General features: G+C 33.1%; 22 protein-coding genes and 1 pseudogene. 6 read left to right on the plus strand and 17 right to left on the minus strand.

What is annotated here, in order from left to right; genetic code table 11:
- Positions 1 to 6: 6 nt before the first annotated feature.
- Both KA926_RS08195 and KA926_RS08200 read left to right on the plus strand, forming a co-directional pair.
- Positions 7 to 325: pseudogene (locus KA926_RS08195) on the plus strand (tyrosine-type recombinase/integrase); the annotation flags it as partial.
- Complete coding sequence (locus KA926_RS08200) at positions 325 to 1176, plus strand: CPBP family intramembrane glutamic endopeptidase (RefSeq protein WP_157947966.1); 852 nt, start codon at positions 325 to 327, stop codon at positions 1174 to 1176. The pseudogene KA926_RS08195 and the gene KA926_RS08200, both read left to right, overlap by 1 nt.
- A 59-nt stretch (positions 1177 to 1235) precedes the next feature.
- On the opposite strand, the gene rpsR is transcribed toward KA926_RS08200, so the two are convergent.
- Genes rpsR through rpsF form a run of 3 tightly spaced genes read right to left on the minus strand, consistent with a single transcriptional unit; the run spans position 1236 to position 2364 of the window.
- Positions 1236 to 1478 (minus strand): 30S ribosomal protein S18, encoded by a 243-nt coding sequence (gene rpsR, locus KA926_RS08205; protein ID WP_002484306.1) that lies wholly within the window; start codon positions 1476 to 1478, stop codon positions 1236 to 1238.
- Between the two features lie 49 nt (positions 1479 to 1527).
- Complete coding sequence (gene ssb / locus KA926_RS08210; protein WP_107385199.1) at positions 1528 to 2040, minus strand: single-stranded DNA-binding protein; 513 nt, start codon at positions 2038 to 2040, stop codon at positions 1528 to 1530.
- A gap of 18 nt (positions 2041 to 2058) precedes the next feature.
- The gene (gene rpsF / locus KA926_RS08215; RefSeq protein ID WP_019469843.1) at positions 2059 to 2364 is read right to left on the minus strand and encodes a 30S ribosomal protein S6; all 306 of its coding nucleotides are present in this window, start codon (positions 2362 to 2364) and stop codon (positions 2059 to 2061) included.
- Between the two features lie 390 nt (positions 2365 to 2754).
- Between rpsF and KA926_RS08220 the strand changes: the two genes are divergently transcribed.
- Entirely contained in the window at positions 2755 to 3552 is a 798-nt protein-coding gene (locus KA926_RS08220) for a GH25 family lysozyme (RefSeq protein ID WP_210144113.1), read from the plus strand.
- A gap of 292 nt (positions 3553 to 3844) precedes the next feature.
- Here KA926_RS08220 and ychF read toward each other — a convergent pair whose 3' ends face one another.
- From ychF to KA926_RS08275, 11 genes are all read right to left on the minus strand, one after another.
- Positions 3845 to 4942, minus strand: coding sequence for a redox-regulated ATPase YchF (gene ychF, locus KA926_RS08225; RefSeq protein ID WP_107385197.1), 1098 nt, complete (start codon positions 4940 to 4942; stop codon positions 3845 to 3847).
- Positions 4943 to 5158, minus strand: a complete 216-nt coding sequence (locus tag KA926_RS08230) for a DUF951 domain-containing protein (RefSeq protein ID WP_046836920.1) — start codon at positions 5156 to 5158, stop codon at positions 4943 to 4945.
- Between the two features lie 20 nt (positions 5159 to 5178).
- Positions 5179 to 6063 (minus strand): mechanosensitive ion channel family protein, encoded by an 885-nt coding sequence (locus tag KA926_RS08235; protein WP_107385873.1) that lies wholly within the window; start codon positions 6061 to 6063, stop codon positions 5179 to 5181.
- A 401-nt stretch (positions 6064 to 6464) separates the two neighbouring features.
- Positions 6465 to 6833, minus strand: coding sequence for a Na-translocating system protein MpsC family protein (locus KA926_RS08240; RefSeq protein WP_107384209.1), 369 nt, complete (start codon positions 6831 to 6833; stop codon positions 6465 to 6467).
- Between the two features lie 181 nt (positions 6834 to 7014).
- Positions 7015 to 9627, minus strand: coding sequence for a DUF2309 domain-containing protein (locus KA926_RS08245; RefSeq protein ID WP_107385872.1), 2613 nt, complete (start codon positions 9625 to 9627; stop codon positions 7015 to 7017).
- The gene (locus tag KA926_RS08250; RefSeq protein WP_210144114.1) at positions 9628 to 11157 is read right to left on the minus strand and encodes an NADH dehydrogenase subunit 5; all 1530 of its coding nucleotides are present in this window, start codon (positions 11155 to 11157) and stop codon (positions 9628 to 9630) included.
- Positions 11158 to 11574: 417 nt separating this feature from the next.
- Positions 11575 to 12201 (minus strand): ABC-2 transporter permease, encoded by a 627-nt coding sequence (locus tag KA926_RS08255; RefSeq protein ID WP_107385870.1) that lies wholly within the window; start codon positions 12199 to 12201, stop codon positions 11575 to 11577.
- Positions 12198 to 13043 carry an ABC transporter ATP-binding protein gene (locus KA926_RS08260; protein WP_107385869.1) on the minus strand — a complete coding sequence of 282 codons (846 nt, stop codon included), beginning with the start codon at positions 13041 to 13043 and terminating at the stop codon, positions 12198 to 12200. The genes KA926_RS08255 and KA926_RS08260 overlap by 4 nt, the downstream gene beginning before the upstream one ends.
- A gap of 392 nt (positions 13044 to 13435) precedes the next feature.
- Complete coding sequence (locus KA926_RS08265; protein ID WP_107385868.1) at positions 13436 to 14611, minus strand: ABC transporter permease; 1176 nt, start codon at positions 14609 to 14611, stop codon at positions 13436 to 13438.
- Positions 14608 to 15288: an ABC transporter ATP-binding protein gene (locus tag KA926_RS08270; protein WP_107384202.1), complete on the minus strand. Its 681-nt coding sequence runs from the start codon at positions 15286 to 15288 to the stop codon at positions 14608 to 14610. Before KA926_RS08270 ends, KA926_RS08265 begins: the two co-directional genes overlap by 4 nt.
- A complete protein-coding gene (locus KA926_RS08275; RefSeq protein WP_107385867.1) occupies positions 15285 to 16313 on the minus strand; it encodes an efflux RND transporter periplasmic adaptor subunit in 1029 nt (342 codons plus the stop codon). The genes KA926_RS08270 and KA926_RS08275 overlap by 4 nt, the downstream gene beginning before the upstream one ends.
- A gap of 256 nt (positions 16314 to 16569) precedes the next feature.
- Here KA926_RS08275 and KA926_RS08280 point away from each other — a divergent pair, with 256 nt between their 5' ends.
- Positions 16570 to 17181, plus strand: coding sequence for a YIP1 family protein (locus tag KA926_RS08280; RefSeq protein ID WP_107384200.1), 612 nt, complete (start codon positions 16570 to 16572; stop codon positions 17179 to 17181).
- 140 nt (positions 17182 to 17321) lie between these two features.
- On the opposite strand, the gene mbcS is transcribed toward KA926_RS08280, so the two are convergent.
- A complete protein-coding gene (mbcS, locus tag KA926_RS08285; protein ID WP_107385866.1) occupies positions 17322 to 18899 on the minus strand; it encodes an acyl-CoA synthetase MbcS in 1578 nt (525 codons plus the stop codon).
- Positions 18900 to 19176: 277 nt separating this feature from the next.
- Here mbcS and KA926_RS08290 point away from each other — a divergent pair, with 277 nt between their 5' ends.
- Together KA926_RS08290 and KA926_RS08295 are read left to right on the plus strand one after the other, a co-directional pair.
- Positions 19177 to 20076, plus strand: coding sequence for a DUF5996 family protein (locus tag KA926_RS08290; RefSeq protein ID WP_107385865.1), 900 nt, complete (start codon positions 19177 to 19179; stop codon positions 20074 to 20076).
- Positions 20077 to 20342: 266 nt separating this feature from the next.
- Entirely contained in the window at positions 20343 to 21746 is a 1404-nt protein-coding gene (locus tag KA926_RS08295; RefSeq protein ID WP_107384197.1) for an MDR family MFS transporter, read from the plus strand.
- 235 nt (positions 21747 to 21981) lie between these two features.
- On the opposite strand, the gene KA926_RS08300 is transcribed toward KA926_RS08295, so the two are convergent.
- Positions 21982 to 22299: a YflT domain-containing protein gene (locus KA926_RS08300; RefSeq protein WP_107384196.1), complete on the minus strand. Its 318-nt coding sequence runs from the start codon at positions 22297 to 22299 to the stop codon at positions 21982 to 21984.
- A gap of 57 nt (positions 22300 to 22356) precedes the next feature.
- Positions 22357 to 22755 carry a hypothetical protein gene (locus KA926_RS08305; protein WP_107385864.1) on the minus strand — a complete coding sequence of 133 codons (399 nt, stop codon included), beginning with the start codon at positions 22753 to 22755 and terminating at the stop codon, positions 22357 to 22359.
- Positions 22756 to 22933 lie beyond the last annotated feature (178 nt).

A 22933-nucleotide genomic window follows, 5' to 3' on the forward strand; every position in this document is an offset into this window, starting at 1 on the left:
ATCTCATTGCTCTTAAATGACCGTATAGAGAACAAGTTAGATGATAAGTATATAGATAGGTTATATATTTACCAACACTGCTTGTAATCCTTTTGACTTAAACAAGGTGAACAATATAATTAAGTTAGTTCAATTAGTATGCGTGTCACAACACACACTACGTCATACGCATATATCTACACTTGCTCAATTAGGAATAAACCTAAAAGCTATACAAGATAGAGTTGGTCACAGTGATTATAAAATCACACTAGAAATATACACCCATCTTACAGATCAAGTGGCTAAAGATATGATGAACATATTAGAAAGGATGTATATATAGTGAACACTAAGAACTTTAAATTTACCAATCTTATATTTTACATTATTATAACTTGTCTTATTTTTATCATTTCAACTAACACTCCTCAGTTACTAGACAAAACGAATTTACCTAATGACATACCACAATTATTTAGCGGTTTATTGTTCACATTACTTACCATTAGTTTTATTCTATTTATCTACAAGCAAACAAATAAGAATATCATAACTGATATAGGTTTATTAAAAAAAGCTAATAGACCATTAATTATTACTTTAGTATTACCGATAATCTTATTCATGCTATCAATCCTTTTAGGTTTTGCAACCGGAACATTACATAACTTATCTTTGAGTTCCGATGGCAGTGCTTGGTATGCTTTTCTTTTAAATATTTTAGTAGCTTTTTTATATGAAGCTTTCCCAGAAGAGTTACTAATGCGAGGCGTTATATTTAGCGAGTTACGAAAAAAGCTTTCTTTTTTCTCCACATTATTTTTATTACCTTTTATATTTACAATAATTGGATTTCTAAGTCACTTAATTGGTACACTTATTACCACAGGGAACTTAACATTCCCTCCTTTGGTATTATCAATACAGTTATATATTTTTGGAATAACATTACAATTATACAGAGAATATTCAAACTCGATCTGGCCTAGTGTACTATTCCATTTAATTTGCTTAGAACTAACGAGATACGTTTTCAACCAACAAAATAATCCTATCATAGTATTCAATGAATCTTTTACAGGTAGTATGTTATTAATTGGTTTATTCTTAACTATGTATCTAGGTAGTATTATCACATTATCTATATTACTTATATTTAAAAGAAAAAGTAAAAAGTGCCCTTTTCACAAATAAAAATCCACAAAAATAACCCCGTAGGTATATGCCTACGGGGTTTTCAGATACAATATCTATTATTGTTCTTCTTTAACATATGGTAATAATGCCATATGACGAGAACGTTTAATAGCTAATGTCAACATACGTTGATATTTAGCTGAAGTACCTGTTACACGACGTGGTAAAATTTTACCGCGTTCTGAGATAAAACGTTTTAATAATTCTGTATCTTTATAGTCGATGTGTGTAATTCCGTTTGCTGTGAAATAACAAACTTTTTTACGACGACGTCCGCCTCTTCTTGGTCCACCTGCCATGGTAACTGCCTCCTTTTAATAGTTTTTTAATTTTATGCGTTCATTATAATTAGAATGGTAAATCATCATCACTAATATCAATAGGGCCGTTTGCATTTGCAAATGGGTTATCTGATTGATTATTGTTTGATGAATTATTATTATTGTTATTGTTTTGATAAGATGACGTATTTTGTCCGGATTGTTGTCCACCAAAATTCTGGAAATTATTATTTCCTTCTTGAGCATGACGCTGATTTTGGTTTTTAGGTTCAAGGAATTGAACGCTATCGCAGACAACTTCAGTTACAAATATACGACGACCTTCTTGGTTTTCATAGCTACGTGATTGAATGCGACCGTCAACGCCAGCTAGACTACCTTTGAATAAGTAGTTATTTACATTTTCTGCTTGTTTTCTAAAAACAACGCAGTTAATGAAATCAGCTTCGCGTTCCCCTTGCGCATTTGTAAACGTACGATTTACTGCTAGAGTAAAAGTCGCAACACTCACGCCTGAGGGTGTTGTTCTATATTCTGGATCTTTCGTTAAACGACCGACTAAAACAACTCTATTTATCATTTAAACGACCCCCATTTATTATTTTCTTGTCTTATCTTCGTCTTCACGAATTACGATATAACGGATGATATCGTCTGTGATTTTAGCTAAACGTTGGAATTCGTCAGTCGCTTCATTGTCTTCAGTTTGGATACGTACGATGTTGTAGTAACCTTCACTGAAATCATTAATTTCATAAGCTAAACGACGTTTGCCCCAATCTTTAGTTTCTAAAACCTCTGATCCGTGAGAAGCTAAGATACCGTTGAAACGTTCAACGACAGCTTTTTTAGCATCTTCTTCAATGTTCGGACGAACGATGTACATAACTTCATATGTTCTCATTTTATAATTGCACCTCCTTGTGGTCTATGCGGCTCACCATCATTGTGGTAAGCAAGGAATAATTTTCATTACTCACAATCAAGAATTATAGCACAGAGCTTTACATTTTACAATGATTATCAGACGTTCAAAATGACATTTTTGCATCATGTTTCATATGAAACATTTTATCAACTCAGCATCCACAGCTCGCACATTAATACAAATATTTATATAAAAAATTACATATTATATTCACTTTAAAATGATTATAAATAAATTTAAAAGTCATTCCAGATAAACTTGATAAATCATTTTAATTCTAATAGCATATCATGTACGTTCTTGATTTGTATCATTACAATCATAGGGCGTGTTTACATAACTCAAAATTAATCAAAGGAGATTTATATGACTTCAGTTATTAAAAAAGGATTGCTGTCCATGAGTGTCCTGTTTGCCACTCCAATAACATTTAATACTGTACACGCAGCTGAAAATACAGCAAATCAAAAAGGAACAATGGGATATGGCTATCAAAAATATATTGAAAAGCATCCGGAAGAAAAAAATAATGAAACTCAAGAAAGTGCCTTTCGTTCTAACGCCAGTACAACAGCTTCTGGTGAACGTGTCTTAGATATTTCTGAATGGCAAGGTAAGCTTTCAGCGCAACAAGTCAAAGATTTAAAAGCAAATTATGATTTCATTATTATTCGTGCACAATATGGTTCTGAAAAAGTCGATGCGGCATTAGAGCATAACTCAAATTTATTAGATAAATATAACTTAGATTTTGGTGTTTACTCTTATAGTATGTATGAAAACCCTGATGATGCCAGATATGAAGCACAAACCTTGTACAATCGTGCACCTAAAGCCAGTTTTTATATTAATGATTTTGAAGAAAATACTGTGACATCGGGTACCGCTGATGAAAGTACAACTGCATGGTATGACAAAATGCGTAGCCTTGCAGGAGACAAAAAAATCTTATTTTATTCATATGAAAACTTTATGAAAGAACATGCTACAGAATCAGTGGGACAATATGATGGCTATTGGCTCGCTAACTATAACCAAGAACAACCAACGCAAGAACATGTGTTATGGCAATATACAGATAGCTATGCCTCACCTGAATTAAACCAAAATGTCGACGCCAATTATACAGGGCCTGGTGTAGATACATCGTGGTTTACATCTTAAGTTTTTCATTGCAGCATTCGTAATATTATTTTGATAGGTAAAACTTAACACAACCAACGTCATGTCACTTTTATTTATAACCTATATTCGAATCACCGTATATTTTTATGTATTTCATTCATCAAGAATTAAGAAGTATATATAGTTTAAAATTTTAACCTTATGCCAGTTAAATTTAATGAAAACATTTCTATGAACCAAATGAATATTCTAGACTCCCGGCATACTCACTATCCAAATTTCTGAAAAAAGCTTACGCATTACAATATTAAGTAACGCGTAAGCTTTTATTTTATACATTAAATCTAAAGTGAACGATGTCTCCATCTTTCATGATATATTCTTTACCTTCTAATCTTTGTTTCCCAGCTTCTTTAGCACCATTTTCACCATTAAACTCTACATAATCATCATAGCTTGTCACTTCTGCACGTATGAAGCCACGTTCAAAGTCAGTATGAATAATCCCTGCACATTGTGGAGCTGTCATGCCTTTAATGAATGTCCATGCACGTACTTCTTGTACACCCGCTGTAAAGTAAGTTGCCAAACCTAATAAGTCATAAGTTGTGCGAATTAAACGATCTAAACCAGGCTCTTCAATGCCTAAATCTTCTAAGAACATTGCTCTATCATCATCATCCAATGTAGCAATTTCTTCTTCAATCTTAGCACTGATGACAATGACTTCTGAACTTTCTTTACCAGCATATTCACGAATAGCTTGAACTTTTTCATTATCTTCATCGCCAATTTCGTCTTCTCCGACATTAGCAATATATAACATTTCTTTAGATGTTAATAATTGTGCTTGGTTTACGTATTTTTGATCTTCTTCAGTAAATTCTAAACTTCTTACTGGATTACCTTCTTCTAAAGCTTCTTTAATTCTTGATAAAATGCGAACTTCATTAACCGCATCTTTATCTTTTTGTCTTGCCATTTTTTCTAATTTTGGTAGACGTTTTTCAACTGATTCCAAATCCGCCAATACAAGTTCCATATTGATTACTTCAATATCATCAATAGGATTAACACGACCAGAGACATGCGTCACATTATCATCATCGAATGCACGTACGACTTGGCAAATTGCATCAACTTCACGAATATGAGATAGGAATTTATTTCCTAATCCTTCACCTTTTGAAGCCCCTTTAACAATCCCTGCAATATCAGTGAATTCAAAAGTTGTGGGAATTGTTTTCTTTGGTTGTACCATATCTGTCAATACATCTAATCTACTATCTGGAACTTCAACAATCCCAACGTTAGGATCAATCGTTGCGAATGGGTAATTCGCTGCGAGCGCACCCGCTTTAGTAATTGCATTAAAAAGTGTTGACTTCCCTACGTTTGGAAGCCCAACGATACCTGCTGTTAGAGCCATTTATTCATTCTCCTTATTTTCAGTATCTTGATGAGATACTAATATTTTTTTCAGTTTTTTATTAAATGTTTGTCGCGGAATCATAATGCTTCTTTGACAATTTTCACATTTTATTCGGATATCTGCCCCTACACGAATGATTTTAAAACGATTCGTCCCACAGGCGTGTTGCTTTTTCATCTCTACAATGTCATTTAAACCGTAATTTGATGTCATTCTGTCACTCCTCCGAATATTTAAGCATTATTTTGTTGATTAGGATCATATTGTAACATCATCGGCTTAGGTGTTTTAATATCTTTTTGCTTAAACAATTTAAATATTTCTTTTCTTAAAATACGCGCTCCGGAAGCACCTTCGCCCGGAATTGTTTCAGCAGATACACTCAATACAATTTCATCTCGACTGATTGAATTGATACCAATAACTTGCGGTGTAGAGATAAACAAATAATAATTTGTTTGTATAGATTGAAAATGGTCTGTTAAGACATTTTCTACTTGATCAATATCTTCCTCTACTGAAACTGGGATTTCGACAATTGCTTCACCATTAGTCACTGAATAATTTGTAATCTCACCCATACTGCCATTTGGTAATGTCGTTAATTCACCTGTAATGGTATTTATTTTTGTTGATCTTAAACCGATGACTTTAACTGTACCTTCTGCAACAGTTGTACCACCATTATTTATTTTAACATAATCTCCTACATCAAATTGATTTTCGAATATAATGAAGAAACCAGTGATAATATCTTTAACAACTGTTTGTGCACCAAAACCAACAGCTAAACCAACAACCCCAGCACTTGCAATAATACCTTCAACACTAATACCAAACTTGCTTAAAATGGTTGTTAACACTACAAACCATACCACATACGCTACGATATTTTGAACTAATGATATTAATGTTGCTGAACGTTTTTTATTCGCTTTTTTACCTTTATTTTGTATTTTGAAAAATTGTTCTATTCCTTTATTAATAAAACGCAATACTATCCACGCTACTATGATATATATCACAATCATAATAAGATTGGAAATTAGCGTTTGATATGTTTCTGGTTTAGTTAAAGGTTCTATTAAGGAATACATGATACTTTTGATTTGATCCAATAATATTTCCTCCCTTAGTCAAAGACTCTTCTCATTCTATTATAATTATTTAAACTGTTAAACACATCCAACTTCCGACTAAATTTGTCTAACGAATAAACGTATCATTTTGGGTATATATCTACTTTCATTTACATAGAAAGCATGCTACAGCTTGTATGATTATAATCAGAAATTCCCATATTATCATTACCCACTTTATACTATCAATTTTTAATTATAGTTTATATAATTTTTACGTTTAATTAAATTTAAATTATGTAATTTAAAAAAGACAAAAGAAAAAGAACCATAATTTAAAATTATGATTCTCTAATACTCAGTAAGTAATATTACTACAAACATCCCATGAAATAAAGCATTTCCTCAGTTTTTAGTTATCACTTTCATCAATAATTTCTTTATTCTGCTATTTTTTGCTCAAGATTATTGTAAAGTTTAAATATCATGACACGTTCACCTGTTTTAGAACTTAAATCCGTGTGAAATCCTTTGACTGCTTCACCAGTAACTGAAAAAACAATATCATCAAGTGCTTCTATACCGGATTCTACAAGTTTAGATCTAGTACGTTTAATTGTTAATAATCCTTCATGTGTCTCACAAACTTTATATTCAGCTTGTGTCAACACACCTTGTAAACTAACAATAATCATATCACGCAAAATATCAGTTTTTACAGACAGTGAGCCACGACCAAGAAAGTCTTTTTCCCATTGTGTAATTGCTTTACTGATTTCAGACTCATAGGTACCTTTAGTTGTTTTCATGTCGAATGCATCTCCCATAGAATCAAAATTAATTGTCGTATTATTTAATAATGCTAACATTATCATTTTTATATATTTTTCTCCATAGTTATGCGCAATTACCTAGAAAATAATTTGATAAATCATATAAAAATCATTTGCTTATTCTGTCCATTAACAAATCGGAACAGCGCTTTTTAAGTTAATCAACTGACCAGTGTTGCCAATTACCAAATTCATCAATACTTGCCAATTTAACCCATCCATTGTGTACCTTTTGATAAAAATCATGATGTTCATTTAATAGCTGTTTAATATAATCATTTGGCGCGTGCACGACAATGAGTAGTCTAATAGGAGAATGATACATTTTATTGTCTGCCGACATTACAGATTGCCAAGGTAGACCCGTCAACAAATCACTCGCATTACCTTGCATAACACCTATACCTGCCGTAATTGTCTGTGTTATTTTACTACCGCTACCATAATAATGCGGTGCGACAGTTGAGGCATAATACTGTAAATTAATCCATTGAGCCACGGTAGCTGGGCCACTAATGATATTCGCTAAGAGGCTGCCATCACTATCTTGTTCCCAATCATAATTGTGTAAAAATGCTCGCCCTTTTAAGTCGCTGTTTTTTGTTAAATCACGTGGCCCTATAATAAACGAAGCGTTTCTCGCTAAGCCCCATTCTGGTCTAATCTCACTCCAATCGTTTGATAAACGATGTACTTCTTTAATTGGGTCTTGTTTTAAGATGTGATTATCTGGTAATGCTTTCAATCGTTGTGCATTTGCTCGATAAGTAATATCAGACATTGCAGTTTGAATTTGATTCAAAGCATTTTGCGCAGATTTTGACATAGTTGGTAAGTATATCCAATTTAATTCATCGGTAGATGTTTGGTGCTCTGCTGCCGCAAAGACAGTGTCTTCTGGAATGACAATACCTCTCTCATTTAACGCTGTTCTAACTTCAGCTAAGTTACAAAGCTGTGCTAATACCTTCGCGTTAAATCCGCTCGCTGCGCCACCACACGCACCACAGTCAAGTGAAGAAGCATATGGATTGTTCGCACTTTGACTGCCATGCCCACACAATACGATTAATGGTGCAAAATCTAAAGTTAATCCCATTAAGCGCAATGATTGTTGCGCATAATCTACTTTTTCTTCATTTGTAAAACCCACTGGTATACCCTCTTCATGAATATTACGATGATCTAAGGATAACGCTGTGTCATTTGGTTTTTGTAACCAACTATCATAAAACTTTCGTATCAATTGTCCTATTGGTCTCGGTGCGAAACTTCGTGAAAACATTTGAAGCGTTAACCAAGGGCCACTTAATTCTGGCAATAGTAGACTCGGCAAAGCATTTTGTTTCATTTTTTTAAATGTATACGTAATCGATTTTAGTATATGTTGATGCTGACGAAAAGTTGTAGGTTCTTGCTCATGTGTGTATTCTTTAATTTTATGTTGCGGGAGGTTCATCACAGGTAAAGACGGATGACTATGTGATTGACCCAACGCTTCTTTGACAATTGGTAAACCAAAAAATCCTGCAATACCGATTGTTTCAAATGCACCAGCCGCTTCTATTTGACGTCGAAAAGGTTCCGAGCGTACGTCTATACAAAATGCCATTTGTACTTGTGGCTTTTGTCTTTCTTGCTCATTATCTTTATGTGTGTGTGTGGTTACAGTACCTTCCAATTGATGCTCGTATGTTGCTTCCCAAGCCGTTAATAAAATTTGTCTACGACCTTGTTTTTCAAATTGTAATGCAAAATTTATATAAGCGTTTTTTTCAAGTTTAGATAGTTGTTGCCATTGTTCTGTCGTAAACATACCAATAGACATCCAATGCTCTGCAAATTCATCGCGTTCATATGCTATTGGATTCTCTGCTGAATTCACAGGTAAATATGGTTCAACAATGGCCCATTCTATACCCAGACGAATAGCTAAATAAGACAATAACATTTGGTCAGCATTAGACGCTTGTTCATCTTGCCATAGCATCATACCAGCCCATCCAGGTAATGATAGCAAATGATTTTCCAAATATGTTTGATACTGTGCCTCAGCAATACCCAGCTTTTGTAAAACCATATGAATGAGCGATTCAGCTTGATTTGGCAATGTTTTCAAGCGTGAACGTTGTTGCTTGGTCAATGCTGGATCATGTTGTACCAAACGTTGCCATGCAAAGAATAAGCCCTTTTCTCTATTAGGCATCGTCCATCCAGATTGCGCATCATCTAAATATAATTTGCACCATTTAATAACGTGGTAATCTACAACATCTATCAACCGTCTATCATTTTTATCCGTAATATATGTACTTACTAATGGCACAGTATTAGTTTCATCGTCTAAATTTATTTTTTCATTATGTTGATTGACTTGTCTTTTATTTTCAGAATGACGCGTTATAACTACTATATTAGACAAATCTAACATCGCTCTAGCATAACTTTCAGCAAACTGTCTATCTATCGAGATCACCGATTGATTTAACCATTTTTGTAATTTAAATTCAATCATATCTTTATCAATTTCGTCACGCTGATATGCTTGTTCAAACATATACATTGTAGGATAGATATCTACGTCACGGACATTTGCTAACCATTGTGCCACATCTTTAAATTCATATTGCTCCAAATTTGACCAAGGGTTTCTTGCGGCAAACACAGAAATAGGCGATAAAGGAACGATAACCCTACTCGCTTTAGAAATTATTTGATCGATATCATCTTTGTGCTGATTTTGGTTTGTCATTTCTTTATGCTTTCCCATTTAGTGCCCTCCTTTTGACAAATAAGATTTTAAATAATTAGGATGACGTTCAACCGTTTCAACCTTTGCATCTCCTAAACGAACAATCCACATATACAGAATTGAAAATACGACAGAAGACCGGTGACGTGCTACCCAGGTACTAATCAAACTACCCAACAATAAAATGATTGCTACGGCAATAACGATAAAAGTAGGTGGTTGTACGCTGTGAATTGTCAGAGTATGTAAAGCATCTGAAAAATAATGATGCACCACAAAATAAACTGCACCTACAACAATGAGTATCGTCATACCTATAACACGGCCAAAATTGCCTTCACCAAAAGCTACTAACTGTGTCCATGAGACAGATAAGGACCACGCTAAGATAAGACCGCTCACTAGACGATAACTTTCTTCTGGTGCACTCAACCAAAAGCCTAACCCAATCAGGAACGCTAAAATACGGCCACTGACTATCCATACATATGACATTCTTTCATTTGCACGACTCGGTACACTAAAATGACGCACTGCTGATCCAGAGCGTAAAAATAAAGTCGCTTTGAATAAACCATGTAAAATCAAGTGAATGATTGCAGGAATATATGCACCTAATGCACACTGAATTAACATAAAGCCCATTTGGCCTATCGTAGAACCCACCAATAATCTTTTATAATCCACATGGACTAAACTAATGCCTGCACCTAGTAATACTGAGACACTTGCAAAAATTAATAAAATTACAGATGCAATGTCGCCACTAAAAATGCCTGAAAACCTGGTTAACATAATACCACCAGCATTAACGATACCAGCATGCATAATCGCAGAAACTGGTGTAGGTGCTCCTACAGATTCGATTAACCAACGTTGAAAGGGCCATTGTGCCGCTGGAATCATAACAGCTAGTACAATGAGTAAATTAATACCAAATTGTGCCAAACCGTTAAGCATGGATAGATGTGCTTCATTTAAAGCTACAGAATAATGCCATTCACCGGTAGATAATCCAATCCACAAAACAGCACTTAATAACGCAACCCAACTTAACATGAATAACCTACCTGTTACCTTCGCTGCTTCACGTGTAACTTTCCAGGCGCTTGTTAAACTAATCAAAATCGTAAGTCCTAATAATGTACATCCCCAACTGATCACCATAATTCTCATATCCGCAGTTAACCAAGCAAATGATGCGAAGGTAGTCGTAAAAGTAAATAAAGTGAAGTATTTTTTATAGCTTTTATCACCAGCTAAATAACGAATACAGTAACGTTGGATGATCACACCAATAACGAGGACAAAACCAACCATGAGCCAAGATAATACGTCAGACCGCCATATACCTATCTCTATATTTTTCTGTGACAATATAAGACCTAAGTTAGCCACAATTGCCGGTAATGCTACAAAATAAATATGTATTCGTGCATATTTAGGCGATATTTTTTTTATTAAGAAAAAGAGACTACTTAAAATTGAAATAATTAGAGTTAGAAATAATAATGTTATAAAAATATGCGCGTCAATCACGATTATCACCTTACCTTCTGTACTACGACATTTAAATTTATAATAGTAATAAAACACTTAATTTAAAATTATATTTTCCACGAAAAAAGCCGACAATTAATAATAAATCGATACTGACTTATTATCATTGTCGGCTTCATTACAACGCACATATGATGAGTGTTTTGCTTTGCTACCTATTATATATTCATTTATTTTAAAATATGCTAATTTTATATTTTTTTACGTTAAGACGTACAATTTCTTATTTCCACTACTATTTATTCACTTTTTCAATTTGCCAATACACACTGATTAACAACTTGCTAAAGCTTTAATTATATAGAAAAACATAGAAAAGTATGCCTAAATTTTAAACTTTTAATATTAATAAGATATAACGATTATTCGTGTTTGTCAAGATAGACAGTAGTTAAGCTTTGTTCATTATAACTCTTTATACTTAAATGCTTGTTTAGAAGCAATAAATGAAAGCACCATAACGATTAAGCCAATCAATGCAAAAATACCACCATACCACAGGTTTTCACTAATTTCTTCTATAAGATTACCTGTTCCTGATAATATGGCCATACCTACAAAATAATAAACAAAGAATAAAATGACTACGATAATAGATACAATCATAAATATGACATTTGATTTTTCCGCACCCATTTTAAAAGTAAATGGGAAAATAAGCGAATACAACGCGATAAATCCTGTACCAAGCAACGCTGAATTCACTCCACTAACAATACTACCTGCAACAATTGCATTAATCACAAGTGACACCACCATCCCTGTTAGTGCCAATAAGCTATAAAATGCAAAATGACTACTCACATAAGTGTTTCTGCTATAGGGTAATGTAGAAACAAAATACATCCACTTTGAGTCTTTTTCATTTTTTAAATTATCTGTAGCTGGTGAAACTAAAAATATCATAGGCATGAAACTAGCCATTATTGGATTTGTAAAGGAGAAAAACAAACAAATTGGAATACTTAACAATAAATATATATAAATTGATTTTTGATTTGTAAAATAATAACTCAGTAAGTAACCCTTCATGCTAATTCTCCTCTCATTAATATTTTTGTGGCATCATCAATATTTTTTAATGGCTGTGCTAACTCTATATCTTTATTTTGGTTTACAAGTGCTTTCCCTGTTCCTTTATGTATGCGATAAGCAACAACATTACTGTGATTAACATCAAATTCCCCTTCTTCAAACGAAACAATGCCATAATCATTTAGTAATGTATCTTTCTGCTCTTGTAATAAAATACGCCCATTTTTCATAAATACTAATTTATCTGCAAGCGTCTCAATATCCTCCGAAATATGTGATGAAATTAAAATACCGTTACCTTCATCAACAAAATCTTCAAGTATTTCTAATACTTCTTCACGTCCCGAAACATCCATCCCTGCCGTAGCTTCGTCTAGGATTAAAAGTTTACTATCATGAGACAGAGCAATAGATATTGAAATTTTCATACTCATACCACGGGAAAAAGTTTTAATTTGACGTTCTTTCGGTAATTCAAAATTCTCCAACATTTCAAAAAATTGTTGTTCATCCCATGTGCGATAAATATTAGAAAACACTTTACTAATTTGTTTTGCGTTAAGTTTATTAGGCAGTCGAAGATCATCAAATACAACGCCTAGGTGTTCTTTATACGCATAGTCATCGCGAGAAATCTGTGTATCAAAAAACTGAATGTCCCCAGCATCTGCAAAGCGATTTCCCACTAATGTATTAATCAACGTAGATTTACCAGAACCGTTTTTTCCAATAAGTCCTACCACTGTATTGGGTTCAATTGTTAGATTAATTTGATTTAAATTAAAATCTGAATCAACGTAAGTTTTGTTTAAATTTTGTACATTGAGCAAATACTCCATGATAACCCCCTATATTTCATTTTTTGATAAAATCTTAATCTTTTACATTAAATCACTTTCTAAATTAACATAATACACCTCGTTATAATACACAATACATTTTTCAAAAATATTTATTTTTATTATTTTTAATTAAATGTATATCTAAATACGTAATAACTAAAAGCCATTAACTGTTAATTGTATTTAAAATGACTACATCATTCCACCCAACAAAGATAATTAGAGTTCAATGGGATAAAAGGCTGAGACAATTCTTTTGTCCCAGCCTGTTGCATGTCATATTTATACATGAGCTATAATGTTTACGCTTTTCTAGCCAACTTGAATAGCATGAAATGACGAAACTATTTTATATAAGATAATGTCTCTTTTTACATCTTTTTAAAATATTACTTAATAATATCAATGAGTTCTTTCTTAGCTGCTGAACGCGCTGGAATCCAACCAAATACGATACCAATTAATGTAGAAACACCTACAGCAATGAGTACTGAACTTAGACTAACCGCACTCTTAATATAGTCTGGCGTTACTGCATCTACCAGGCTTGCGACAAGTATACCTATGATTAGACCAATGATACCGCCAATCACACATAGTACAACACTTTCTACCAAGAACTGGATTTCAATATCGCGCGCTTTTGCACCAAATGCACGTCGAATTGCAATTTCTTCTGTACGCTCTGTTACTGAAATATACATCACATTCATAACACCGATTCCGGCGATAAATAATGAAATACCTGCAACAGCAGCCACAAAGTAAGTAATGCCATCAAATACTTTATTAATATTTTTCATAAATTCTTCCATATCTGTGTAACTATAGTTACCATCGCCTGCGCCTGAACCTTTTTTATTCAATTCTTTAGCGACTTTGTCTGCGACTTCTTTCTTGTCAGCACCATCTGCTAATGATAATTGGAGTGATGGAAAATCTTGCGTTAATTGTCCCATATATCTATCAAATGTATTTGCAGGCATATTAACAGCTGATGGGTTCATAGCGTCGTTTGCTATGCCTACAACTTCAAATCCTTGATCATCAATATATAATGTTTTACCTATCGCATCATTATTGAATACATCTTTGGCAATTTTGTCATCGACTGTAACGACTTTTTTGTTCAGTTCATTATCGTCTTCATTAAAGCCTTTGCCTGTTTCTGGGCTAGTCATTTCTTTTTTCTTTAAAATGCTGACGTCGCCTTTTTTCTGGGCATTCGTCATTTTTGCAGAATAACCTTGATCGTCACTTTCTTTGATTTTTGCATCTGTAACACCATTTACTTGTTTAGCAATATCCAAATCTTGCTGGCTAAAAGGATTATCTTTCGCACCTTCACCACTACTCGTCATATAATTAACCGTAGCAGAATCTTTGCCTGCACCTGTATCTTCAAATTGTTCTGATGCCGTTTGTTTAAACCCATTACCTAGAGACATAATCGTAATGACTGCAGCAATACCAATGATGATACCAATCATAGTAAAAATATTACGACGCTTATTCTTTAAAATGGATTTGAATGAAATGGCGATGATATTTGATAAATTCTTCATTCAACCACCTCTTCTCTTTGGACACGACCATCTAGTATATGAATAATGCGATCTGCTTTATCTGCTACTTTGCGATCATGTGTTACGAGAATCATCGTTGTGCGATGTTCTTTATTTAATTTCATAAATAAATTAATAATATCTTCAGACGTTTTAGAATCAAGTGCCCCTGTAGGTTCGTCAGCAATGATAAATTTCGGGTTATTGATGATAGCACGTGCAATGGCTACACGCTGTTGTTGCCCTCCTGATAATTTATTAGGTACTAAATTTTCTTTATCATATAGTCCAACATCATGTAATGTATTGATTACTTTTTCTTTACGTGCTTGTGACCCTAATCCTGCATAAACTAACGGAATGCTCACATTTTCCAATATCGTATTGTTTTGAATTAATTTGAAGTTCTGGAAAACGAATCCTACTGTTTTATTTCTAATTTCTGCCAATTCATTATCCGAACTTTTTTTATAATTCTCTTTATTAAACAAATAAGCACCTTCATAGCCTCTGTCAATAAACCCTAATATGTTAATGAGTGTACTTTTACCAGAACCCGAAGGCCCCATAATTGCTATGAATTCTCCTTCTTTAATGTTGATATTGATGTCTTTTAAAATGTGATTTTCTTCATCGCCGTTTTTGAAATGTCTATTGATATCTACAAGTTCTATCATGATGACACCTCAACTTTGTCTCCATCATTCATAGATTTTTTAGGGTTTTTAATTAATTTGTCACCTTTTTTCAGACCCTCTTTTACAAAAATTTCACCGTTTACTTTATCAATTTTAATATCACGTTTTTCAACTTTATTGTCTTTACCTAATACAAAAACATTATTATCTTTAGTTAATACTGATTTTGGTAATTTAATGGCATCTAATGGCACTTCAACTTCCATGGAATAACCTGCACGTACAGGGATATCAATATCACTAATGACGATTGTATATTTCGATGAATCTGAGTCACTACCACTGCTTGGGTCAGAAACTGGATTAGAAGCTTGAGCACCGCCGTCTTCCTCACTACCTGAACCAGCTGCTGCTCCGCCTCCAGATTTACTTAAACTCTCTTCGTAACTTTTTGGCAACTCTGAAATTTTCTTGATTTCGCCTTTACCTTTTTTACCAGTACTTGTTACTTTAACGTCTACTTTGTCGCCTTCTTTAATCTTCCCTAAATCAAATTCAGTTACAGTTGCTTTAATTTGTGGTTCATCTGCAACAAGTTGTAAAATAGGCTCTCCGTCAGAAACGTTTTCTTTATTTTGAATATCAATTTTACCGTCAAAAGCAGCGTAAATACTATCGTTCACTTGACGATCATATTGGTTAAGTTGTTGTTGTGCTTCCGCTCTCTCATTTTCATCTTTTGCATTGTCCACTTTATCAACTAATTGTTGGCGTTTATTATTATTAATTTCGTAATTGATGAGTGGGTCACCTTGTTTAACTGATTGACCATCATCAACTTGTGTACTTACATACGTTCCCAATTGACTGTTGTTATTATATGTTTTAACTGATTTAGGTGAAGCTTTACCTTCTAAATTGAGTGGACTTTCTTTCTCCACTTTATATGTATCATAACCATCCTTTTTGTCTGAGCTACTATTTGCTTGCTTTAAAATTAATGCAATTGCAATTAATACGATAATGACAATAACACCGATAATCCACATCCACTTTTTCTTCAATGCTAAAACACTCCTTTAAATTATTATTCATTTTAGATACTATCATAATCACACAACAAAAAATATAATGCATAACATTATTTTATATACAATATTTTTCAGTGAATATATACCTAACAATATTGTAATATTGGCAATAGTAATCAAAAAGATTTTATTTTTTTAATTTTATTTAAAGTTTTTCTTAAAAGTGTTTTAAAATATTGTAGGTAATGTTATGCTTTGGAAAATAATATATATAGGGGGCAAGGGATTCATGGAAAATTCTAACTTACCATTCGCACAACATTTTTCAAAATTACGTGAACAACCTAAATGGGGACTCAAACTAATCATTGCAATCGTAGTCATTGCACTCTCAACTGCAGTAGGTGCTATGTCAATTGATTACAATGAAATTTATCAAGATGCAGGTGCAAGTGCTCAAGATATGGGCAATATGCAAATGATTGGTTTAATTGGTGGCATCGTCGCTGGTTTAATTGGTGGTATATTTGGTATTGGTATTACATTTTTAATCTTTTTAGTTATTTCTAAGATAATGAAATCTGATGCAACTGCAAAACCTATCTTTTCTGCAACATTAAGTTTTACTATAATTACTGGCATCGTAGGTTTAATTATTTTATTAATTCAATGGATTGCTGGTTTATCGCCTACAGATTATAATATTGCAAGCTTAAATGTCTTTGATAAAGGCAACCAAATGTTAGGCACACTTAACTTACAAACACTCATCAGCGCATATGTATTTGGCATCATGCTCTTTGCAACGAATCGCTTGTCTAAAAAAGCTTCAATTATTTGGGCAATTGTATACATCGTTGTATCAATTGGATTTGCCTTAATCGGAGCAAGTTTCCAATAATAAATATATTTACTAAAAACATGGAACGGTAGCGTTCCATGTTTTTATTTTGATATAACATTACTCACACACAAAACAAGCGCCCATCATACTGACAATAATAATGATGGGCGCTTTCTTTCTAATGAATCAACATTGATTTATAAATATTTTTCTTTTTCCGCTTCTCTTAATTCAATGCGTCTAATCTTACCTGAATTTGTTTTAGGTAAATCTTCTACAAATTCAATCGCTCTTGGATATTTATAAGGTGCTACGTCTTGTTTAACAAAATTTTGTAATTCTTTAACAATAGTTTCATCACCTGTAACATCATCTTGCAAGATGACAAACGCTTTGACGATATTCCCTCTAATTTCATGTGGACTCGCTACGACTGCACATTCTTTTACATATGGGTGTTTCGTCAGTGAATCTTCTACTTCAAATGGTCCTATGGTATAGCCAGAACTTATGATGATATCATCTCTTCTACCTTCAAACCAAAAGTAACCATCTTCATCCATTTTTGCTAAATCTCCAGTAATAAAGTATTCTCCAACTTGTGGGTCCGCAGTACGTGCTTCATCTTTATAATAGCCTTTAAATAATGCAGGTAAGTCTAACGGCACTGCAATATTCCCTACTTCATTGGGTTGTGCAGGATTACCATCTTCATCGATTACTGTAACATAACTACCTGGAATAGCTTTACCCATTGACCCAGGACGTCCTTTTGTATCCTTTAAGAAACCGATTAACAACGTACTCTCTGTCTGACCATAGCCATCTCTAACAGTTAAGTTAAAGTTTTGTTGGAATTTATTAACAACTTCTTTATTTAATGGTTCTCCAGCAGATACAGCACTATGTAAATGTGACAAATTATATTTTGTTAAATCAGGAGATTTTGCCATTAAACGATATTCTGTTGGTGTACAGCAAAGCACATTGATTTGATACGTTTCTAATAATTCAAGATATTTCTCAGCATTAAATTTACCATTATAAACAAATGCCGTTGCGCCTGAACCCATAATTGATAAAAATGGACTCCATACCCATTTTTGCCAGCCCGGTGCTGCTGTTGCCCATACGATATCATCTTCAGTTATACTTAACCAATGCTTGGGAGCCATCTGTAAATGCGCATATCCCCAACCATGAGAGTGGACAACTGCTTTTGGATTGCCTGTTGTGCCTGAAGTATACGATAATAAAGCGATATCTTCTCTTGAAGTTGCTTCTGTATCAAGCTCATCTGAGGCATCAGTTTGCGCGTCTTCAACGTTAATCCAATTATCTTCCTTGCTGCCAACTATAAATTTAAGTAATGAGTCATATTCTTTAACACCTTTGAACTCTTCGATGCTATCACCTGTGGCTACAACTGCCTTAATTTCACCATGTGTTATACGATATTGTAAGTCTTTAGTACGCAACATTTCAGAACTAGGCACAATAATAATACCTAATTTCCATGCGGCTAAATATATTTCATATGTCTCAATCGCACGTGGCATCATGATTAATAACTTATCACCTTTTTTTAGGCCATATTTTAAAAACATATGACCAACTTTGTTTGCATTTTTTATCAATTGGTTATACGTTATATCCCGTTTTTCACCAGTTTGATCATTAAAAATAATCGCTTTTTTTGACGGATTATTTGCATATTTTTCAATTTCGCTAACGATGTTATATGTTTCTGGAGCAATTAAATCTGCTTTATTCATTGGTTACTCTCCTTATTTCGGTGATTAATTTTACAATATACAGAACAATATCAAGTTGTATTTTGATTATTCAGAAAATAGCACTGCGTTCACATTCGTTTTTGTTATGAACTACATATTAACACATACTTGATTAGTTCATATATTCATATCATTTTTTCATTATAACAAATGATACTTTAATATACTTGGTACAAGCATTTTTATATTGTGTTTTATCTTTAGTATCCGTGGAATAAAATTTATAGTAAATAATATATGAGGTGGTATTCATAATATGAATTTCAAGGATTGGGAAAATGAAAAAGATACGCTACATTTATTATCACAGATTCTAGGTAAATATAAATTAGAAGCAAGTCATCAAGAACCTCAATGGTCACACGTGACGCTAAATATAGATGTCCAAGGCTTTTCAACTGGTATGTTAAGCTATGGAACACATACATTTGCATTAAGCGTTAACCTGATGCAACACCATATTGAAATCGTCATTGACCAACATGTACATGATATTGCCTTAAAAAATGGAAGAACTATACAATATTATTATAATGAAATTGAAAAACTGTTAAATCAATCAGATATTCATTTAAAAGTTAACACTTTGCCACAAGAAGTACCAAATCCGATACCGTTTGAAAATGACGTAGAACATCATCATTACGATGATAAAATTGCATCAGAGGCATTAGCATTGATGAAATTTGCTTACCATGCTGAGGCAAATTTCATTAATGGCTTAAGAGTAAGAAAATCTAAACCTGGCCTATTTTGGGGAACATTTGATATTTCTTGTATTATCGTCAAAGATAAATCAGCACCATTTGAAAATGATAGCATGGTCATTGAACGTGCGGCTTTTGATGAAGAAATGATTGAATTTGGCTTTTGGTTTGGTGATGACCAGTTTGAAGGTCCGACATTCTTTGTTTTACCGTATCCTTTTGCAGATCAACCTTTTGATACTGACCATCAATTTCCTAAAGATTGCTATTTTGATCAACAATTAATGGAATATCTAATCGAATATAAACAACATCATGATATCGATACAATAACTCAATTTTTCAAAGCGTCTTATTTAAAATTCGCGGATTTTCTAAATTGGGATAACGTCGATTATGCTTTTTCTCCTCTAAAAATGAGACCAAACCATTTAAATAATACACCTTAATTTAAAATCTATGAATTCAGCTACTTTTAATTAAATCGAGGGTATGAGACACCTATCATGTCTCACCCTCATTTATATTTTCATACAACTTTTTGATGCATAACAAAACTAAATTGCTATATACCCAACATAAGAAATCCCTTTCATGACAATATTCCAAACTTCTCACAGATAAATTTTAAAAAATAAGTTCAACTTTTAGATTTACAACGTTTCAAGTGCTATAATATTTAGATGTGTAATTTGTTAAGAAAGAAGTGAGTACATTGACAGAAACTGGAAATTTCCATGTTGAAAAGAGAATACCTCTGTTTATCGTTCTATTATCAGGGGCTTTTATAACTATTTTAAACCAAACTTTACTTGGAACAGCATTACCACCAATAATGAAAGATCTCCAAGTGTCAGAAAGTACAGTACAATGGTTACAATCTATATTTATGTTAGTAAACGGGATTATGATTCCTGTAACTGCATTTTTAATTGAACGCTTTACATCGAGGCAGTTATTCTTAACTGCAATGAGTATTTTTGCAGTAGGTACGTTGCTTTGTGCAGTCGGTATTGATTTTTCAATGCTATTAATCGGACGTGTCTTACAAGCAGCAGGCGCAGGTATAATGATGCCGTTAATGCAAACAATACTATTTTTAACTTTCCCTAAAGAAAAACGCGGTACTGCAATGGGTCTGTTTGGACTTGTTATCGCATTTGCTCCAGCTATCGGACCTACTTTATCAGGTATATTAGTCGAACACCTATCATGGAGAAGTGTCTTCTATGTTGTATTCCCTATCGCGATTATTATCATTATTGCTTCTATATTCCTATTGAAGAACGTTACAGAAACAACACATCCAAAATTAGATATTGCTTCAGTTATCTTATCTACATTAGGATTTGGTGGCTTACTATATAGTTTCAGTTCTGTTGGTGAAGCAGGTTGGACTAGCGTACAATTTATTGCACCGCTTGTTGTTGGTATCGTTTCACTCGTTATATTTATCCGTCGTCAATTAAACTTAAAAGAACCTATGCTTGAGTTTAGAGTATTTAGTTACGGTATTTATACGTTAGGTACGGTACTAAGTATGTTTGTATTTGGTGTACTTATTGCAACAAATATTATCTTGCCACTTTATATGCAAAACATGCTACAATACTCAGCCTTAAAATCTGGTTTAGTCTTATTACCAGGTGCAATTATTATGGGTATGATGAACCCAATAACTGGTTATTTATTCGATAAATTCGGTGGTAAATGGCTCGCTCGAATTGGCTTATTCGTACTAGTCGTTTCGACATTACCATTTACAATGTTAACAGAGCATACAACATTTACGTATCTCGCTACTTCTAATGCATTGAGAATGGTTTCAATCGCCATGGTTATGATGCCTATGACGACATTAGCAATTAACCAACTGCCAAATGATTTAATCGCACATGGTACTGCCATGAACAATACATTTAGACAAATGGCAGGTGCTATTGGTACTGCAGTCTTTATTACTATAATGTCAGTTTCAGCAATACCTCAAGACGGTATTACTGGTATAATTCATGGTGTTAACGTAACGTTTATCATTGCTACAGTTATCTCAGCAATTGGATTACTATTATCATTTAGACTTTCAGACGACAGTAAACCAAAACGTCGCACCTTATAAACACGTATAAATAACAATACAATGTCTAGAACATCAATATTGTTGATTAAAAAACGTCAATTTCTATATAAAATAGAAATTGACGTTTTTTGTTTACGCTTAAGCGCATCATTGTTCAAAGCATTTATATCAACTTTATCTTCATTCAACTCAATGTTCAGAGCATTCAAAACATGAACTACATAGGCATTTTGTTTACTTAAAATCCTGAAGCGATATAGTTCATCTAAATATTTTACAATAACCCTCTAACTCTTACATCAGTGACGATTAAATAAACTTTGCCGTCATCCATATCACTTTTAAAAGTAGCGATTTCACTTTCATCTACACCTAAATCAATCAACTTTCTTTTCAAAGCTTCTCTCTCAGAATCATTTTCTTTTTTAATATCTATACCTAAAATATTCGTATCTTCTACAATTTTTTCTGTTCGAGATTTATCTAAGGATAATACGTAAATGTCCTGATTACCTATACCTTTATCTTGTAATGCAGTAACATCCACTTCTAACTCACTATCATTCTTATAAGCTTTAACTACTGGTTTCATAAGAAAGTCCTCCTCTTAAAATATCCGTCATCATTTTTCATGGATACACATTAACCATTACGCTTTAGACTGAATCATTAAATGATCGAAGCGTTCCTTTGTCATATAAAAATACGTATTTTCTAAAATTTTATCAAATAAGTCTTCTCTTTCATCGTCTTCAGCTAAGCTAAAGTTAGTTTCAACAACTTCCTGATCTGCTTCGTCGACAAAAATAACCTGTTCACTTTTTACATCTAACGTCTTACGATTATAAATAAGCTCTAAATGATTATGTTTACGGTGAATTGCTTCAATGTTGTCAATTTTATATGCGCTCTGAATAAAATCTATCACTCGCTTCTCTCTATAACGTTTATGCTTTTGAGCTTTAAAATCTTTAGCAAAACTTTGTTTCACTAGTAAATAAATAATAATGATTACAGCTAGAATTAAAAGAAAAATTAACGTACTCATCTAATTGTCCCCCTTATCAAAAACACCTTAGTTGTGTTATTACGATATTATGCATAATTTTCCCATTCTGTATATTCTTAAACATGACAAATGCTTTTATCACAACCATCAAAGCTTTTCAATTTATAAGCATTTAAAGACAAAAAATGCTAAAAAACATAAAACCCCTCAGCAGTTT

Source organism: Staphylococcus sp. GDY8P94P (assembly GCF_017892255.1).
Lineage (GTDB): Bacteria > Bacillota > Bacilli > Staphylococcales > Staphylococcaceae > Staphylococcus > Staphylococcus cohnii.

What these genes read in the sequence shown, in the direction of transcription:
- rpsR (WP_002484306.1), bottom strand. Translation starts at nt 1,478, where the DNA reads ATGGCAGGTGGACCAAGAAGAGGCGGACGTCGTCGTAAAAAAGTTTGT.
- ssb (WP_107385199.1), bottom strand. Translation starts at nt 2,040, where the DNA reads ATGATAAATAGAGTTGTTTTAGTCGGTCGTTTAACGAAAGATCCAGAA.
- rpsF (WP_019469843.1), bottom strand. Translation starts at nt 2,364, where the DNA reads ATGAGAACATATGAAGTTATGTACATCGTTCGTCCGAACATTGAAGAA.
- KA926_RS08220 (WP_210144113.1), top strand. Translation starts at nt 2,755, where the DNA reads ATGACTTCAGTTATTAAAAAAGGATTGCTGTCCATGAGTGTCCTGTTT.
- ychF (WP_107385197.1), bottom strand. Translation starts at nt 4,942, where the DNA reads ATGGCTCTAACAGCAGGTATCGTTGGGCTTCCAAACGTAGGGAAGTCA.
- KA926_RS08230 (WP_046836920.1), bottom strand. Translation starts at nt 5,158, where the DNA reads ATGACATCAAATTACGGTTTAAATGACATTGTAGAGATGAAAAAGCAA.
- KA926_RS08240 (WP_107384209.1), bottom strand. Translation starts at nt 6,833, where the DNA reads ATGAAAACAACTAAAGGTACCTATGAGTCTGAAATCAGTAAAGCAATT.
- KA926_RS08245 (WP_107385872.1), bottom strand. Translation starts at nt 9,627, where the DNA reads ATGGGAAAGCATAAAGAAATGACAAACCAAAATCAGCACAAAGATGAT.
- KA926_RS08255 (WP_107385870.1), bottom strand. Translation starts at nt 12,201, where the DNA reads ATGAAGGGTTACTTACTGAGTTATTATTTTACAAATCAAAAATCAATT.
- KA926_RS08260 (WP_107385869.1), bottom strand. Translation starts at nt 13,043, where the DNA reads ATGGAGTATTTGCTCAATGTACAAAATTTAAACAAAACTTACGTTGAT.
- KA926_RS08265 (WP_107385868.1), bottom strand. Translation starts at nt 14,611, where the DNA reads ATGAAGAATTTATCAAATATCATCGCCATTTCATTCAAATCCATTTTA.
- KA926_RS08270 (WP_107384202.1), bottom strand. Translation starts at nt 15,288, where the DNA reads ATGATAGAACTTGTAGATATCAATAGACATTTCAAAAACGGCGATGAA.
- KA926_RS08280 (WP_107384200.1), top strand. Translation starts at nt 16,570, where the DNA reads ATGGAAAATTCTAACTTACCATTCGCACAACATTTTTCAAAATTACGT.
- mbcS (WP_107385866.1), bottom strand. Translation starts at nt 18,899, where the DNA reads ATGAATAAAGCAGATTTAATTGCTCCAGAAACATATAACATCGTTAGC.
- KA926_RS08290 (WP_107385865.1), top strand. Translation starts at nt 19,177, where the DNA reads ATGAATTTCAAGGATTGGGAAAATGAAAAAGATACGCTACATTTATTA.
- KA926_RS08300 (WP_107384196.1), bottom strand. Translation starts at nt 22,299, where the DNA reads ATGAAACCAGTAGTTAAAGCTTATAAGAATGATAGTGAGTTAGAAGTG.
- KA926_RS08305 (WP_107385864.1), bottom strand. Translation starts at nt 22,755, where the DNA reads ATGAGTACGTTAATTTTTCTTTTAATTCTAGCTGTAATCATTATTATT.